This is a genomic window from Methylolobus aquaticus (assembly GCF_054172105.1).
Window position 1 is genome coordinate 219,835 of the sequence record NZ_JBSYXP010000008.1, and the last position, 17,141, is coordinate 236,975.

Here is a 17,141-nt window from a genome sequence, read left to right on the forward strand (position 1 = left end):
GCCGTCGCATACCCTTGCACAGTGCGGGTGTCGCTCGTCAAATCGATCTTGACAAGCGGCTCAGCCAAAGCGATCGTGCGGGTTTCGTGCCGCGCCGGCGGTTCGTCAACGGGACGTTTCATGGAGACCAGGATGGAGGGTCCATTCGGAGGGTTGCTGAGGTCGTTGCGGGAAGCGAGCTTCGTCTGGCTGTTCGTCCTCACGCTGCTGCTGCTGGTGGGCTATCCCCTGCTGCGAGGCCCCCTGATTCTGCATCTACTGCGCGGCAGCCTGTTCGTGGCGATCTTCCTCCCCAGCATCATCGCCTATCGCCGCAGCCGAACACTGTTGTTCATCACGATGGTCTTGGTGCTGATATCGCAATTGACCCTGGTCATCGAGGTTACGACGGCTTCGGTCATGGCGGGCTTATGGCACAGTGCCGCGAATGCAGCCTACTTCGGCCTGATCATTTTCGTGCTCATGCGCTTTATCGGTCGGCAGCACTCGGTCACTCACAATGTCGTGTTTGCGGCTCAGGTGGTGTATGTGTTGTTGGCCTTCGTTTGGACCTTTGCCTTCGAGTTCCTCGAGGCGCTACAACCCGGCTCGTTCGCCCATGTCTCCGGAGCCGATGCGGATGAGGGCTGGCGAGCGGACTTTCTGTATTTCAGCCTGATCACGATCACGACAACCGGGTACGGCGACATCGTCCCGTTGACAGCGCTGGCGCGGATGCTCACCACGCTCGAGGCTCTGGTCGGGCAGATCTATCTGGTGGTGATCGTCGCGATCATCGTGGGGTTGCGCACCGTTGAGATCGTCGAGAGTCGGCGTGCGCGAGATCCGCGCAAGGACTGAACTCGCGTAGGCCACTTAGGGTCTCCTGCGCCCGCTACATGTCACGCGGGCGCCCGCAACTGGTAAGCTTAAGTGCCGCGCGGATAAGGGAGCGTTCCGGACAGCGAACTGGTCCATGCTCGCTCCTCGGGAGTTGCGTTTCCGGTGCTGGAGCCCGTCCCGGTCCACGAGGCACTTTCCCAACTGGTAACGAATACCCCGAATGGACGAGTATCCGCACAACATCGAAACGGAAACTTTCCGACGTACCGCGTATCTGCGGGAGCTCCGCGCCGAGCACCGTCATCTTGACGAGCTGATCCAGCGGCTGCAAACGGAAGCCTCGGCCGACGAGATCCAGTTGCGCCGGCTCAAAAAGCACAAGCTGCGGCTCAAGGATCTGATTGCCCTGACGGAGAGTGCCCTGATTCCCGATCTCGACGCTTAGGGAATACCGCCTTACTCCCGGGCTTGCCTTTCCGCGCCGAGCCACCGAGGCAAACACGCTTCGGCAGGATCGATGCTTTTTTCGTCAGTGCCCAAGTTGATCTGCACTGACAGGCATTTAACCAAAGGACCTGGCATGACTCGGCGCCTAGCCGCGTTCGCTAGCCTCAAGGTTGGGGGCTTCGTGCTAACTCTCGCGGAAAGCGATCCATCGAGCGCAGCGCCGGAAATTTCCAAAGCCACAGGCCGACGACCAGCAGTGTCGCCGTGCCGCCGATCAGGATCGCTGGCACCAATCCGAACCAGGCGGCGGTCAGGCCCGATTCGAATTCCCCCAACTCGTTGGAAGCGCCGATGAACACGGAATTCACGGCACTGACCCGACCACGGATGGCGTCGGGGGTGTCCAGCTGGATCAATGTATGGCGGACATAGACGCCGACCATGTCGCCCGCACCCATCAAGCCCAGCGCGACCAGCGATAGCCGGAAGTCGGTTGAGAGGCCGAGTCCAAGGGTTGCCGTGCCGAAGAGCGCAACGCCGGTGAACATGCAGAGGCCAACGCGCCGCGTGATGGGTTTGAACGCTAGCAGCAGTCCAGTGCCCGCCGCGCCTAGGGCCATCGCAGTCCGTAACAGGCCGAGTTCGGCCGGCCCGACGCCGAGGACGTCGTTGGCATAGGCGGGCAATAGCGCTGACGCGCCGCCGAACAGAACAGCGAACAGATCCAGCGAAATCGCACCCAGGATGACTGGTCGGGAACGTACATGACGCACGCCGTCGAGCAAGCGTTCCAGGCTGAGCGGACCGCTGACGGGCCGCGCTCGGCGTGGGCGCGTGCTGCTGATCAGGATGATGGCGATGCCGAGGAGTGTCCCTGCCGACGCGTACACGGCGGTGGGCCCCGCAAGATAAAGCAGGCCGCCGACCGAGGGTCCGGCGATGACCCCGATCTGGAATGTGGATGAACTGAGGGCGACCGCTCGCTCGAAATCATCCCGGTGGACGAGATCCCGAAGTACTGCCTGGTTTGCGGGCATCAGGAATGCGCGGGCAGAGCCGTGCAGCGCCATGACAGCAAAGATCATCCCGACGTCGGCCTGCGGTACCGCACTGAACGCCATCAGCAATAACGCGCAGACGAGTTCCAGACCGTAACACAGTGCGATGATCCATTGCCGGCTGAAGCGGTCCGCAGCGTGGCCGGCGAGCAGGACCAATGGTACCAACGGAGCGAACTGTGCCAGTCCCAGCCAGCCCAAGTCGAGCACGTCCCCCGTGAGGGCATAAACCTGCCAGCTGACGCCGACACTGATCATCTGCACGGCCATCGTGGCGAGTAGCCGGGCGCCGAGGAAGAGAGTCAGATTCGCGTAGCGAGAGCTGGATGGACGCGTCATCGGGGTGGCGTTCGGCCAACGTCAAGTCGTATCGCTGAGCCTCAGGCTTGTGAAGTTTGCGGGCGCAGCAACCAACTGTTAAGGCGTACGCAGGAATATCTCGTGGCGCCGGCTATGCTTCTTGTCGTTTTGGCTTCGTCTTTCACAAGGTCGGCCCGCGACAGGATGAATCGTCATGATCGCTCTCCCCATCACCGCAGCTCTGCTTACCTACTCCTGGGCATTGGTGCACACGCTCCATGTCTATCGCTGCTCTAACTCGCAGCGCTCCCGCATCGCCCGCCAACGAATCGAACGCGTGTTGCGGGCGCATTAGTCGCCGTTCGCGGCGGACTTCGCCCGCCTACCTTCCGCGGGGGTATACAGTGCCGAACGGCCTGCGATACCCCCGTCGAGTTCATCTCTTTCTGCCAGTACTTCCACACGGTGAGCGAGGCATCGCCCGCGACCATCGCTGGTACCTGCGTCGAGCGGCCCCGGCGGCAGATGTGGCGACATCGCATAGTGCCGCGGATTCCGACACCTTGATGGCAGTCGGTAGACACGCGTCGCGACCGGAGTCTGCGGGACGCTTGTCAGTAGCGCAGATCGGGCTTCCGCGTCCGGGATGCGAGCCAGTTCCAGGCACCGCCGAGCGCAACCATCGCGATGGCTGCCGACGCGAGATAGGCTGTCAGTTGGCTGATATCCGCTTGCATCAGGCCCGCACCGATCAGGGTCGCAGTGACACCCAACGGTAGAAACCCTAGCAGCGTGCCCGCCCAGAAGGCGCCGTGAGTGACGGGCGACAAGGCCAGCAGGATGTCGTTGTAGAGGCCGCTAATGGGCATTTGACGTATCAGGATCACTGACCACCAGCCGGAGTCATCGATTTTCGCCGCCAGAGACTGCAGGCTCGGATAACGCGCCAACAGGTAATCGCGCGCGGTCCAGCGGGCTACGACAAACGCCCCATAAGCCCCCAGCACGGTGCCGAGATGACTCCAAAGGAAACCCCAGGCACCTCCGAAGAGCACACCGCCCACCGCACAGAAGATCAGGCGCGGCATGCCGATCGCCGTCAGCAGCGCCGAACCGAGCGTGAAGATTGCCGGCGCCAGCACACCGACCTGGGCGAACCATTGCCGGATCTCCTCGACATACTGCTGCCAGTCGCGAAACGCGGCGGCGAAAACCAGCGGCAGGCAGAACACCAGGCCCAGGAACAAGGATCGTGACCACGCCTGCAAACGGCGCCGCATTGGTGAAACTGCCTTCATGATGTGGCCGATGACCGTGTGAAGCCCATGGAAGCGCAGGACAGCGTGCTATCGGGTGAACGTGAGTTGTTAATACGCGACACGCAATCGATCCGATCGAAGTGAATAAGCCATTATTTTACATGGAATGCCGCGGAGCGCCACCGGCGGCGGATTCCAGCTATGGCCGGAATCTGTCGCATACACGCATTTCAGGTTTGCTCCCAGCCTTCAGGTTTCGTGGCGGTCGCTCCTACGGCTCGTCACGTCGCAGCGGTCGCGCTGTCGTCAGCGTGCTCGCTGTCCGGAGGCGTCGGCTCCCGTTCCTGACCGAATCCGCCCCCACCGGGTGTTTCGACCACCAACACGTCGCCCTCCAGCGCAGTGCAGGACGCGCGCCCGGACAAGTCCTCGCTCCGGCCGTCCGCTCGCACCAAGGTGTTGCGGCCCAGTGCACCGGGTTTGCCGCCGGCGAGGCCAAAGGGCGGGTGCAGCCGGTGGCTAGACAGCACGGCGAGCTTCATCGGTTTCAAGAACCGGATTCGCCGGGTTACCCCGTTGCCGCCCCGATGACGGCCGGCGCCACCACTTCCACGCCGGATCGAGAACTCTTCCAGACGCACCGGAAAGCGGCTTTCGAGGATCTCCGGGTCGGTGATGCGTGAATTGGTCATATGGGTATGCACCGCATCGCAGCCGTCGAAGTCCGGTCCGGCGCCGGCACCGCCGCAAATGGTCTCGTAGTACTGGAGATCATCATCGCCGAAAGTGACGTTGTTCATCGTGCCCTGCGACGCGGCCATGATGCCCAGGGCGCCATACAAGGCATCGACGATGTATTGGGAAGTCTCCACATTCCCGGCAACGACCGCTGCGGGGGAGCGAGGATTCAGCATCGAGCCGTCGGGAATCATTATCTCCAGCGGTCGCAGGCAGCCGGCATTGAGAGGAATGTCGCGCTTTACGAGGGTACGGAAGACATACAGCACTGCGGCGCGGCAGACCGCTGCCGGTGCGTTGAGGTTGTTCGTCCGTTGCGGGGAGGTTCCGGTGAAATCGATGCAGGCACGCCGCGCATCCCGATCCACCCGAACGTTCACGCGGATCTCGGCCCCGTCATCGAGCGGGTAGGAGAACGACCCGTCCGTCAGCGTCCCGATGACCTCGCGCACAGCGGTTTCGGCGTGGTCCTTGATATGCTCCATATACGCGGCGATGGTCGCGTGCGAATACTCGGCGACGAGGCGTCTCAATTCTTCGGCTCCCCTTTCATTGGCCGCAACCTGCGCGCGGAGATCCGCCAGATTCTGGTCCGGGTTGCGGGCCGGGTACGCGTTCGCTCCCAGCCAGTCGCGGACAGCCGCTTCGTCGAAGCGCTGGCCGGCCACGATGCGAAGGCTTTCCGCGAGCACGCCCTCCTCCGTGATCGATACACTGTGCGGCGGCATCGAGCCTGGCGTCGGTCCGCCGACGTCGGCGTGATGCCCGCGGCTGGCGACGTAGAACGCTGGTCGTTCGGCAGGGTCCAGGTAAACCGGCGTAACCACCGTGATGTCGGGCAGGTGCGTTCCGCCGTGGTACGGCGAGTTGGTCAGGTAGACGTCGCCGGGGCGCAGGCTCTGGCCAACCGTCTCCAGCAGGTTCCTGACGCTTTCTCCCATCGACCCAAGGTGTACCGGGATGTGGGGCGCGTTGGCGATCAGTTCGCCGAGGTGGTCGAATACGGCGCAGGAGAAGTCGAGCCGCTCCTTGATGTTGACCGAATGCGCCGTGTTCTGCAGCGCAAACCCCATCTGTTCGGCGATGGCCATGAAGGCCTGGCTGAAGATCTCGAGCATCGCCGGATCGACGGCCGTGTCGCTGCCCGCACGCCTGAACGCGGTTCCGATGCGCTGCAGGAGCAGGTCCTCGTTCGCGGACACCCCGGCGGACCAGCCCGGTTCGATGACGGTCGTTGCCGTGTCCTCGGCGATGATGGCAGGGCCGTGAAGGTACATTCCGGGGGCCAACTCCGACCGCCGATAAATGCCGGCCACGTGATGGCGGCCGCCGGAGTAGAACTGCGTCAAGGCAGTGGGTGCCCCGGCACTCCGCGATCGCACGGCATGCGGCGGTTGGTCCATGTGCTCGTTGCTCCCGATCGCTTCGACCTCGACGCGTTCGATGACCAGCGATTTGTCCGGAGCGACGAAGCCGAAGCGTTGACGGTGGGCGTCCGCGAAAGCCTGGCGAATGGCCTGTTCCGTGCCCCACGGAATCGCCAAGGGTGTATCGGTCCCGGCGTAGCGCAGCAACAGCCGGCGCATCATGGACGTTTTTTCGCGCGTAATGCCTTGCGCGATCAGTTCGTTGAGGGCGTCAGCCTCCAGCTCCGAGGCGAGTTGGTCTAGTTCGGCGATCAGTCCCGCGCGCAGTTCCGCGGCGATGGGCGTCCCGCGCAGGATCCGGTGGTCCGCGAGTCCCATGCCGTAGGCCGACAGCACACCGGCGAGCGGATGTATCAGAATGCGTCGTATGCCGAGCAGATCCGCAATCTGGCAGGCGTGCTGGCCACCTGCGGCGCCGAAAGAGCACAAGGTGTAGTCGCTGACGTCATGGCCGCGCTCGACCGAGATCTTGCGGATTGCATTGGCCATCCCTTCCGCCGCCACGTTCAGGAATCCTTCCGCGACGGTTTCGGGTTGGACCGGTCGTCCGGTGGACGCGGCGATCACCGCCGCAAGTTCGACAAAGGCGGCCTGCACTCCGTCGCTGTCCAGCGCCTGGTTTCCATTCGGCCCGAACACACGGGGAAAGAACTCGGGATGGAGTTTACCGACCATCAGGTTTGCGTCGGTAACGCACAGCGGCCCGCCACGGCGGTAGGCGACCGGTCCCGGGCTGGCGCCCGCCGACTCGGGGCCGACCCGATAGCGCCCGTCGTCGAAACGCAGCACCGAGCCTCCGCCCGCCGCGATCGTGTGGATGGCCATCAGCGGTAAGTGGACCCGAATGCCGGCGAGGTCGGCCTCCTCGGTGCGCTCCAGTGCACCCGCATGGTGCGCCACGTCGGTGGACGTACCGCCCATGTCGAAGGTGATGATCTTCTCGTAGCCGCTTCGGCGAGCGCTCGCGATCGCGCCGATGATGCCGCCAGCCGGTCCGGAAAGCAGGCTGTCCTTGCCGCCGAAGCGCGTCGCGTCGGTCAGCCCGCCATGGGATTGCATGAACGATAGCCGGCATTGGCCTGCGGAGCCGACCTGCCCGAGCACCTTATCGAGGCCTGAGGCGAACCGTTCCACATACAGGCGCAGGACCGGTGACAGGTAAGCGTCCAGAACGGTGGTATTGCCGCGGCTGACGAGCCGGATCGTCGGGCTGGTGCGGTGCGACAGAACGACATTGGTAAAACCGATGTCGGCGGCGACCTGGCCCACCATCGTCTCGTGCTCCGGATGGCGCCAGGCATGCATCAGGACCACGGCCACCGAACGCAGGCCTTGTCGATAGGCCTGTTGCAAGCTGGCCTCGATGTCGGCCAGTTCCAAGGGCTCGAGTTCGCTCCCGGCAGCATCGATGCGGCCGGCTATCTCGATCACGGCTTTGTAGAGTCGGTCGGGCAGCCGGATATCGAGTGCGAAGATATCGGGACGGTTCTGGTAGCCAATCCGCAGGATGTCCCCAAAGCCGCGGTTGGTTACCAGAACGGTGGGTTCGCCCTTGCGCTCGAGCAGCGCGTTGGTGCCGACGGTCGTACCCATCTTGACTGCCGACACCCGGGTTGCGCTCTCCGCACGGCCCGTGAGGATCTCGGCGATCCCGTGAAGGGCCGCGTCCGCATAACGCTCGGGATTCTCGGACAGCAGCTTGCGCGCCTCAAGCACCCCGTCGGGCCTGCGCGCCACGATGTCGGTGAACGTCCCGCCGCGGTCGATCCAGAACTCCCAGCCACCCTGCATGGCCGTCACCGAGGTGGGCGAGGGCGCTTGATCACCCCGTGATTGTTCGGGAAATTGACTCTTAAAATTGGATGTGTCCTAATTGTTTTCCTACGCTTTTGATCAACAAATGGGAGAACGCCCGTGCGGTTAACGACGAAGGGGCGGTACGCGGTTACGGCGATGCTCGACCTTGCCTATCATAGCGAAAAGCGTCCGGTAACGCTGACGGACATCGCGAAGCGGCAAGACATATCGCTATCGTACCTGGAGCAGCTGTTCGCGCGCTTGCGGCGTGCCGGTATGGTCGAAGGTGTCCGCGGTCCCGGTGGTGGCTATCAGCTCAGCCGCGATGCGCAACTCATCAATGTCGCGGACATCATCCTCGCCGTTGACGAGCCGATCGATTCGACGCGCTGCGGGGGCAAGGCGAACTGCCAAAACAATCAGCCCTGCCTGACGCACGATCTCTGGATGGGTCTGAGCGACCAGATACGCAACTATCTGGCGACGATCAATCTGCACGATCTCCTGCAGCGTCGCAGCGTCCGCCAGGTCGCCGAGCGGCAGGACCGGCATGGCGCCGGTCAACCGATCGAGATGGCACTGCGATCGGACGTGCAGGCCCTCGATACCGGCGGATGATCTATTTCGATCATAACGCTACGACACCGCTCGACGAGCGGGTCCGCGAGGCGATGGAACCGTATCTGTCCCATTTGTACGGCAACCCCTCGAATCTTTACCGGCTTGGCCGGGTCTGTCGTGGGGCGGTGGAAGCGGCCCGGGAACAGGTCGCGGCACTGGTCGGTGCCGAACCGCCGGAGGTGACTTTCACCTCCGGCGGCACCGAGTCGAACAATCTCGCGATCAAGGGTTTGGCTTTCTCGATGAGGCCGGGTACCGTTGCCGTTGGGGCGACGGAACATCCTGCCGTCAGCACGCCGGCGGCTTTTCTGCGGACGATGGGGTGGCGCGTGGAGACGCTGTCCGCCGGAGCCGATGGGGACATCGTTGCCGAGCAGCTCGACCGCTTCAAGCCGGGCGGGCTCAGCTTCGCTTCGGTGATGTGGGCCAACAACGAGACCGGGGCGATCAGCGACATTCCGAAAATCGCCGCCGCGGTTCGTGAGCGGGGAGGTTTGTTGCACACTGATGCGGTGCAGGCTGTGGGCAAGGTGCCCGTCGATTTCCACCGATCCGGCGTGCACTTGATGTCCCTGTCGGCGCACAAGATATTCGGCCCCAAGGGTGCCGGCGCACTGATCTGCGATCCGGCAGTCTCCCTCGTGCCGCTGTTGCATGGCGGCGGACAGGAACGCGGGCTGCGCGGTGGCACCGAGAACGTTCCGGCGATCGTGGGCTTTGGGAAGGCGGCGGAACTGGCGCGCAGCGCGCTCGACGAGCGCAGCAGGCATACCCGGCAGCTGCGGGAGCGCCTCGAACAGGGGTTGGCTGCGATGCCGGGCATCACGTTGTTTGCCGAGCATGGGGCGAGACTGCCGAACACCGTGCAGTTCGCGCTGCATGGTTATGATGGCGAGATGCTGGTCATGGCGCTTGATCGTGCCGGATTCGCCGTGTCGAGCGGATCAGCCTGCGGCAGTGGTGTGGACGAACCCAGTCCGGTGCTGCTGGCGATGGGCGTGGAACCCGCCGTCGCCAAGGGAGCAGTGCGAGTGAGTCTGGGGCCTGCGAACTCCGAGCAGGAGGTCGACCAGTTCCTCGCCGCGTTGCAGCAGTTTGCCGCGCAGACGGGTGCTGAGCACTGGCCACGTGCTGCGACTGTCTGATCCGGTCGGTAGCTTGACCGAGGCTTCGCGCCACCGGGCACTCGCTGGATCGCTAAACCTGTTGGCGGCCCCACGCCCGACAGCCAATACGCATCGATTGAGAGAGGTGAGAACATGACATTGACGGTGACCGAGAGCGCGGCGCGGCAGATCAACAAACAACTGGCGCGGCGCAGTGACGCGATTGGCCTCCGGCTCGGGGTCAAGAAATCGGGCTGTTCCGGTTTCGCGTATGTGATCGACTATGCCGATTCCGTGCTGCCGGAGGATGCAGTGTTCGAGCAGTATGGCGTCAAGGTCGTCGTCAGTCAGGATGCCTTACCGTATTTGGACGGTATCGAAGTCGACTATCGGCGGGAGGGGCTCAACGAAGCGTTTCGCTTCAATAATCCCAATGTGAAGGCCAGTTGCGGTTGCGGCGAGAGTTTCACGGTCTAGCCCTCCCCAGGCGAAAGCCTTACCAAGGCGCGCCGATTCCTTTACAATCCGCAGGCTAAATCGGGCTCTCGCGGCGCAAGTTGCCTTATCTCCGCCAAGCATAGCGGTTCGACGACGTTCCTTTGCCGCGCTCCAGCCTTAGGATGGCGGTGCCGTACCCCGTATCGCCCCTAACCGATTCCCGACTCATCCAAACTTTCTTAAGGAGTGCCAAGCATGGCGGTTGAACGTACGCTGTCGATCATCAAGCCGGATGCCGTTGCGAAGAACGTCATTGGGGAAATCTACAGCCGCTTCGAGAAGGCAGGGCTCAAGGTAGTCGCGGCAAAGATGAAGCAGTTGAGCCGCGCCGATGCGGAAGGCTTCTATGCAGTGCACAAGGCGCGGCCGTTCTTCAATGATCTGGTCGCGTTCATGATCAGCGGGCCGGTCATGATCCAGGTGCTCGAGGGCGAGAATGCCATCGCTGCGCATCGCGACATCATGGGCGCCACGAATCCCAAAGAAGCGGCTCCGGGAACGATTCGCGCCGACTTCGCGGTGAGTATCGACGAGAACGCCGTGCACGGTTCCGACGGCAGCGACACGGCAGCGCAGGAGATTGCGTACTTCTTCAACAGCGATGAACTCTGCCCCCGCACCCGCTGAGGTAACTGCTCCGGTCAACCTGCTCGATTTGGATCGGGAGGGACTGGAGGCCTATTTTCGGCAGATCGGCGAGAAGCCGTTCCGTGCCCAGCAGGTGCTGCAATGGCTCCACCAGCGCGGCGCGGACGGTTTCGATGCGATGACCAATCTGAGCAAGGGTCTCCGGGACCGGCTTGCGGAGCAATGCGTGATCCGGGCGCCCGAGGTGGTGCACGAGCAGGCCTCGGCCGACGGCACCCGGAAATGGCTGATGCAGGTTGATCCGGTCAATCGGATCGAAACGGTCTTCATCCCCGAACCGGGTCGCGGCACGCTGTGCGTGTCCTCGCAGGTCGGCTGCGCCCTGGCCTGCTCCTTCTGCTCGACGGCGCGTCAGGGCTTTAACCGCAACCTCGGCGTCGCCGAAATCATCGGGCAACTCTGGGTTGCGTCCCGCGCGTTGGGCGATCAGCAGCGTATCACCAATGTCGTGTTGATGGGCATGGGCGAACCGCTGCTCAACTTCGACAATGTCGTCACAGCCACCCGGCTGATGATGGATGATTTTGCCTATGGCCTGTCCAAACGCCGGGTGACGCTCAGCACTTCGGGCGTGGTGCCCGCTCTGGACAGGCTGAGAATGGTCAGCGACATCAGTCTCGCGGTTTCCCTGCATGCGACCGATGACGTGCTGCGCGACGAACTGGTGCCGATCAATCGCAAGTACCCCATACGGGACCTGATCGCGGCCTGCAAGCGCTACGTGGGGCGCGACAGCCGGCGCAAGGTCACATTCGAATATGTCATGCTCGACGGCGTCAATGACACACCGGCCCACGCGCGGGCACTGGTGCGCCTGCTCAGCCATGTTCCGTCCAAGGTCAACCTGATCCCGTTCAACCCGTTCCCGAACTCCGGCTATCAATGCTCCACCCCCGCAGCCATCGAGCGTTTCGGCGACATCCTGCGTGAGGCCGGTCTGGTCACGACCCGACGGAAAACGCGCGGCGAGGATATCGATGCGGCCTGCGGGCAGTTGGTCGGAGAGGTCCGGCAGCGCGGAAACAGCCAGCGCTTCCAGAGAATTCATTCGGTAGGTCAATGAATGGTTGGCTCGTTGGACTCTCTCTGGGAATCGCGGCGATGAGCGTCGCCTGCGAGAGTACGCCCGAGCCGCCGCCTCCGCTGGAGATTCCCAAGCCGGGATCCGTGGGTGATCCCTACGCTTCTCTGAGTGAGTCCGACGTCTATGTACAACTCGGCGTACAGTACATGGAGCAGGGTTCGCTCGCCGTTGCCTTGCAGGATCTGACCCGGGCGATCGAGGCCGACAGCGGCAATAGCGAAGCCTACAATGCCCTCGCGGTATTGTACGAGCGGCTGAACCGACTGCCGGAAGCCGAGCAAAACTTCCAGAAGGCCTTGTCCCTGGACGCCGACAATTTCAGTGCACGCAACAACTACGGACGTTACCTCTGCGCTCGCGGACGCGTCAACGAAGGCATGGCGCAGGTCCAGCGGGTTATCGCCGAGCCCCTGTACCAGCAACCCTGGATTCCACTGACAAACGCTGGGTTGTGCGCACGGGCGGCCGGTCAAAACGCCGCTGCCGAAGACTTTTTTCGCCGGGCGCTGGAACGCAACCCACAGTTCGCGCCCGCCTTGTTCGAAATGGCAAAGCTCAATTTCAACAGCCGGCGTTATGCTGCTGCACGGGTTTTCCTCGACCGCTATCGCGGTCTTGCGCGTCAGTCTCCCGAGTCGCTCTGGCTGGCCGCGCAGACGGAGCTCGCCCTCGGCGACCGCACGGCTGCGCAGACCCATGTCGATCAGTTGCAGCGGCAGTATCCCGACAGCCGCGAGGCGCGCGTCGCCGCCGGGATGCTCGCCGGTCACTGATGAAAGTGCGCTTCCTCCGATAATCACCCCAATTGCCGCGATGACAGACAAGGTACAGGCCATACGCGGGATGCATGACATCCTGCCGGATCGGACTCCCGCTTGGCAGCGTCTTGAAGCCGAAGTGCGCCGGGTGATGGGCGCCTACGGATACGGCGAGATCCGGCTGCCGATCGTCGAGAAGACCGAGCTGTTCCAGCGCTCGATCGGCGAGGTGACGGACATCGTCGAGAAGGAGATGTACACGTTTGGCGACCGCAATGGAGACTCGCTGACGCTCAGACCGGAGGGAACGGCCGGCTGCTTGCGCGCCTGCCTGGAACACGGTCTGCTTCATAATCAAGTGCTGCGACTGTGGTACGGTGGGCCGATGTTTCGGCACGAGCGGCCACAGAAAGGGCGCTATCGGCAGTTTCATCAGATCGGGGTGGAGGCCTACGGCATGCCGGGGCCCGATATCGATGCCGAGGTCATCCTGCTGAGCCGCCGGCTATGGTCGGCGCTGAATCTCGCGGGTCGCCTGGAACTGCAGCTGAACTCGCTGGGCACGCTGGACGAACGTCTCGCCTATCGTGCCGAACTGGTGGATTACTTCGGCCGTTATCGGGCCCTGCTCGATCCCGACAGCCTGCGCCGCCTCGAAGCGAACCCGCTGCGTATTCTCGACAGCAAGAACCCTGATCTGGCCGCGCTGATAGCCGACGCTCCGGCTTTCAGCGACTTCCTTGGTGACGAGTCACGGCGCCATTTCGACGGTCTGCGCGAAAGGCTGGAACTCGCGGGGCTGGCCTACGTGCTCAATCCGCGGCTGGTACGCGGTCTTGACTACTACTGCAAGACCGTGTTCGAGTGGGTGACGACCGAACTGGGGGCGCAGGGCACGGTGTGCGCGGGCGGCCGCTATGATGGTTTGGTCGAGCAACTCGGCGGCCGCGGTTCGGCGGCCATTGGTTTCGCGCTCGGCGTCGAGCGTCTGATCGAACTGCTGGACGATGGGGCGGCGGGCGTGGACGTCGCTGCGCCGCATGCCTATCTGATCCAGGTAGGGGAGAGCGCAGAGCGCCATGGCGGCGTCCTGGCCGAAAGACTGCGCGACGCGCTGCCTCAGTTGCAGCTGGTCGCCAATTGCGGTGCCGGCAGCTTCAAGTCACAGTTCAAGCGGGCTGACCGTAGCGGGGCCGCGCTGGCGCTGATCCTGGGTGAGGATGAGGCGCGTGTGGGCGTGATCGGCGTCAAGCCGCTGCGCGGTGGCGGTGATCAGACTACCGTGGAGCAGTCGGTGCTGCCGCAGTATCTCCGCGAATTTTTCCGATTTTGAGGCATACACGATGGATGATTATTTAACCGAGGAAGAACGCGTCGAGGCGCTGAAGCGCTGGTGGAAGGAGAATGCGCGTTCGGTCGTGTTCGGGGTGGGCTTCGGGGCCTTGATCGTCGCCGGTTGGAATGTCTGGCAGAGCCGCCAGCAGCAAACCGCCGAGCAGGCATCGGGCGTGTTTCAGCAACTGCTGAAGGCCGATGATGACAAGCAGTCCGAAGCGGCGCTTAAGCTTAGCCAGCGTTTGGCGGAAGAGTTTCCGTCGACGGCCTACGCATGGTATGGACGGCTGTTCAGTGCGAAGTACAAGACGGCCGGCGGCGATCTCGTTGGTGCCCGGGATCAACTGCTGACCGTTCTGGCAAACGCCAAGGACGATAACCTGAAGGCGCTGGCCCGATTGCGAGCCGCACAGGTGATGCTGGCGCTGCATCAGGAGGAAGAAGGCCTGAAACTGATCGACGCGCCGGAAGCCAAGAAGGCCGAGGCCTATCAGGGACTCTACGCCGAACTGAAGGGGGATCTGCTGCTGTCGCTGGCCCGTACCGAGGAGGCGAGGACCGCGTACCTCCAGGCCAAACAACTCGGCCAAAGTTCGCCCCTGCTCGAGCTGAAACTCCAGGATCTGGCGGCGCCGAAATCGTGACGCGCCTTGCCCTGTTGGTGCTGAGTGCGTTGCTGGTGGGCTGTGCCGGCCTCGGTGCGCTGAAGGAGGGGTTCAGCGGGCTGACCGAGCTGTTCGATACCACCGAGCCAGTCGATCCGCCCGTCGAGTTGGCGGAGATCACGCCGACCCTGTCAGTGCGCACGCTGTGGGATCACGACATCGGTAAAGGCTACGATGGTCAGTACGTCAACCTGCGTCCGGCGGTGGACTCGGGCCGGGTCTTCATTGCCGATCGCCGCGGGTACCTTGTGGCTTACGACCGCGCCACCGGCAACGAGTTGTGGTCGACGGAAGTCGAGCTGACGCTGACGGCTGGCCCCGTCATCGGCAAGACCGTACTGGTGGTGGCATCGAACAATGGCGATGTGCTGGCGATCAACCCCGATAGCGGCGAGATCGCCTGGCGCACCAGCGTCAGTAGTGAAGTCCTGGCCTTCCCGCAGATCACCCGGGGGCGGGTACTGGTGCGCAGCAATGACGGCCGCATCGCGGCCCTGGATGAAAAGACCGGCGCCACGCTGTGGTCCCACGAACGTTCGGTGCCGCCGCTGTCCGTGCGCAGCCGGGGCGCCCCGGTCATCGCCGGTGACCTCGTGCTGGACGGTTACGCGAGCGGCAAGCTGATGGCGCTGCGCTTCGAAGACGGCAAGCAGGAGTGGGAAGCGGTCATTGCGATCCCCCATGGCCGTTCCGAGATCGAGCGGCTGGTCGACATCGACTCGACGCCGGTCATCAAGGGTGACACGGCCTACGTGTCCGGTTACCAGGGCGGCATCGCCTCGGTCGGGCTCAGCAATGGCGAGGTGCTGTGGCGGCGAGAGAACCTTTCCACGCCGACCGGGCTGTCGGCGGACCGACGGTTTCTCTATCTGACCGATCCCGTCAGCGACGTCTGGCAACTCGACGTCAGCAACGGCGGCGACCTGTGGAAGCAGGCTGCCCTGCATCAGCGGCGGCTGACCACGCCGGTCCCGGTCCGAAACTGGCTCGTTGTCGGCGACATGGAGGGCTATCTGCATTTCCTGTCCAAGGAGGATGGCAGCGTCGCCGGCCGGATTCAGATCGACGACACGCCGATCGAGGCCCCGCCAGTGGTTTTTGACGATGTCGTGTATGCCTACAGTTCCGGCGGCACCCTTGCCGCAGTGAGCCTCGACTGATGGGCCTGCCAGTTGTCGCTCTGGTCGGGCGTCCGAATGTCGGCAAGTCGACGCTGTTCAACGTCCTGACGCGCAGCCGCGATGCCCTGGTCGCCGATTACCCGGGCCTGACCCGGGATCGACGGTACGGCCGCGCGCAACTGGGAGAACGTCGCTTCCTGGTCGTCGATACCGGAGGTATGGTGGAGATGGCCGATGGCATCGACGAGATGTCCATGCGGCAGGTCGATGCCGCGCTCCAGGAGGCCGATGTCATCCTGTTTCTGGTCGATGCGCGCGCCGGCCTGAACGTCAGCGATCAGTACTTCTCCGAACGACTGCGCCGGATGGGCAAGCCGCTGGTGGTCGTCGCGAATAAGGTCGATGGTTTGCGTAGCGACGTCGTGACGGCTGACTTCCATGGGCTCGGGCTGGGCGAGCCACTGCCGATCGCCGCCGCGCATGGCTCCGGGATGGAGGCATTGCTGTCCCGGCTGGACGAGTTGCTACCACCGGCAGACGCCGAGGCCGAGGCATCCGGCCCGCCCGGTATACGGATTGCTGTCGTCGGCCGTCCGAATGTCGGCAAGTCCACGCTCGTGAATCGTATCCTCGGTGAGCAGCGGGTGGTCGTCTTCGACCAGCCCGGTACGACACGAGACAGTATCGACGTACCATTCGAAAAGGACGGCAAGGCCTATGTGCTGATCGACACCGCCGGTCTGCGGCGCCGTGCCAGGGTCTCGGAGGTCATCGAGAAATTCAGCGCGATCAAGGCGCTGAAAGCCGTCGAGCAGGCTGAGGTGGTGATCTACCTGGTCGATGCCAGCGAAGGCGTCACTGACCAGGATGCCAACTTGCTCGGGCTCGTCGTCGAGATGGGGCGTGGTCTGCTGATCGCGCTGAACAAGTGGGACGGTCTGACCGGGGATCAACGGGAACGCGTGCGACGGCAAATCGACGTCAAGCTGCCCTTCATTGATTTTGCCGAGAAGCATTTCATCTCGGCCCTGCACGGCACCGGCGTTGGGCACCTGCTCGAGGCGGTCGACCAGATTCACCGCTCTGTGGTCGCGGCCTTTCCGACCTCGCTGTTGACGCGCCTGCTGCAGGAGTTCCAGGCCGACCATCAGCCGCCGCTGGTTAGGGGGCGCCGGATCCGGCTCAAGGTGGCCCACATGGGGGGGCACAACCCGCCGACGATCGTGATTCACGGAAATCAGACCGACGAGTTACCCGGTGCCTATCGCCGCTACCTGATGAACGCCTTTCGCGCCGCGCTGGACTTGCAGAGCGTGCCGGTGCGCCTCGATTTCCGCAGTTCGCTCAACCCTTTCAAGGGCCGCAAGAACGAACTGACGGAAAGACAGGTGCGCAGTCGTCGCCGCATGATGCGGCACGTCAAGAAAAAGCACTGAGTCCGCTCATGCGGATAGGGC

16 protein-coding genes are annotated in these 17,141 nt (G+C 63.5%); 13 read left to right on the plus strand and 3 right to left on the minus strand.

All coding sequences use genetic code 11. The features are described 5' to 3' along the window. The first annotated feature begins 132 nt into the window (after nt 1-132). Both ACW73L_RS12895 and ACW73L_RS12900 read left to right on the plus strand, forming a co-directional pair. Complete coding sequence (locus ACW73L_RS12895; protein WP_498922526.1) at nt 133-840, plus strand: potassium channel family protein; 708 nt, start codon at nt 133-135, stop codon at nt 838-840. 202 nt (nt 841-1,042) lie between these two features. Then, nucleotides 1,043-1,267, plus strand: a complete 225-nt coding sequence (locus ACW73L_RS12900) for a YdcH family protein (protein WP_498922528.1) — start codon at nt 1,043-1,045, stop codon at nt 1,265-1,267. 166 nt (nt 1,268-1,433) lie between these two features. Here the strand turns inward: ACW73L_RS12900 and ACW73L_RS12905 are convergent, their stop codons facing one another. Then, nucleotides 1,434-2,666, minus strand: coding sequence for an MFS transporter (locus ACW73L_RS12905; protein ID WP_498922530.1), 1,233 nt, complete (start codon nt 2,664-2,666; stop codon nt 1,434-1,436). 175 nt (nt 2,667-2,841) lie between these two features. Between ACW73L_RS12905 and ACW73L_RS12910 the strand changes: the two genes are divergently transcribed. After that, entirely contained in the window at nt 2,842-2,982 is a 141-nt protein-coding gene (locus ACW73L_RS12910) for a hypothetical protein (RefSeq protein WP_498922532.1), read from the plus strand. A 259-nt stretch (nt 2,983-3,241) separates the two neighbouring features. Here ACW73L_RS12910 and ACW73L_RS12915 read toward each other — a convergent pair whose 3' ends face one another. Further along, nucleotides 3,242-3,907, minus strand: coding sequence for a TVP38/TMEM64 family protein (locus ACW73L_RS12915; protein WP_498922534.1), 666 nt, complete (start codon nt 3,905-3,907; stop codon nt 3,242-3,244). Nucleotides 3,908-4,167: 260 nt separating this feature from the next. Next, a complete protein-coding gene (locus tag ACW73L_RS12920) occupies nt 4,168-7,842 on the minus strand; it encodes a hydantoinase B/oxoprolinase family protein (RefSeq protein ID WP_498922536.1) in 3,675 nt (1,224 codons plus the stop codon). 123 nt (nt 7,843-7,965) lie between these two features. Between ACW73L_RS12920 and ACW73L_RS12925 the strand changes: the two genes are divergently transcribed. The 10 genes from ACW73L_RS12925 to der all read left to right on the plus strand — a co-directional run bounded on the left by ACW73L_RS12925 (nt 7,966) and on the right by der (nt 17,120). Then, nucleotides 7,966-8,466 carry an Rrf2 family transcriptional regulator gene (locus ACW73L_RS12925; RefSeq protein WP_498922538.1) on the plus strand — a complete coding sequence of 167 codons (501 nt, stop codon included), beginning with the start codon at nt 7,966-7,968 and terminating at the stop codon, nt 8,464-8,466. Further along, a complete protein-coding gene (locus tag ACW73L_RS12930; protein ID WP_498922540.1) occupies nt 8,463-9,614 on the plus strand; it encodes a cysteine desulfurase family protein in 1,152 nt (383 codons plus the stop codon). Before ACW73L_RS12925 ends, ACW73L_RS12930 begins: the two co-directional genes overlap by 4 nt. A gap of 114 nt (nt 9,615-9,728) precedes the next feature. After that, on the plus strand, nt 9,729-10,052 hold the full coding sequence (locus ACW73L_RS12935) for a HesB/IscA family protein (protein WP_498922542.1): 324 nt from the start codon (nt 9,729-9,731) through the stop codon (nt 10,050-10,052). A 216-nt stretch (nt 10,053-10,268) separates the two neighbouring features. Continuing rightward, entirely contained in the window at nt 10,269-10,700 is a 432-nt protein-coding gene (gene ndk, locus ACW73L_RS12940) for a nucleoside-diphosphate kinase (protein WP_139555970.1), read from the plus strand. Beyond that, complete coding sequence (rlmN, locus tag ACW73L_RS12945; protein ID WP_498922543.1) at nt 10,675-11,784, plus strand: dual-specificity RNA methyltransferase RlmN; 1,110 nt, start codon at nt 10,675-10,677, stop codon at nt 11,782-11,784. The genes ndk and rlmN overlap by 26 nt, the downstream gene beginning before the upstream one ends. Before the next feature lie 38 nt (nt 11,785-11,822). Continuing rightward, nucleotides 11,823-12,578: a type IV pilus biogenesis/stability protein PilW gene (gene pilW / locus ACW73L_RS12950; protein WP_498922545.1), complete on the plus strand. Its 756-nt coding sequence runs from the start codon at nt 11,823-11,825 to the stop codon at nt 12,576-12,578. A 40-nt stretch (nt 12,579-12,618) separates the two neighbouring features. After that, nucleotides 12,619-13,896, plus strand: a complete 1,278-nt coding sequence (hisS, locus tag ACW73L_RS12955; RefSeq protein ID WP_498922546.1) for a histidine--tRNA ligase — start codon at nt 12,619-12,621, stop codon at nt 13,894-13,896. Nucleotides 13,897-13,906: 10 nt separating this feature from the next. Then, entirely contained in the window at nt 13,907-14,542 is a 636-nt protein-coding gene (locus ACW73L_RS12960) for a YfgM family protein (protein ID WP_498922548.1), read from the plus strand. After that, complete coding sequence (gene bamB / locus ACW73L_RS12965) at nt 14,539-15,723, plus strand: outer membrane protein assembly factor BamB (RefSeq protein WP_498922549.1); 1,185 nt, start codon at nt 14,539-14,541, stop codon at nt 15,721-15,723. The genes ACW73L_RS12960 and bamB overlap by 4 nt, the downstream gene beginning before the upstream one ends. Then, entirely contained in the window at nt 15,723-17,120 is a 1,398-nt protein-coding gene (der, locus tag ACW73L_RS12970) for a ribosome biogenesis GTPase Der (RefSeq protein ID WP_498922552.1), read from the plus strand. Before bamB ends, der begins: the two co-directional genes overlap by 1 nt. Nucleotides 17,121-17,141 lie beyond the last annotated feature (21 nt).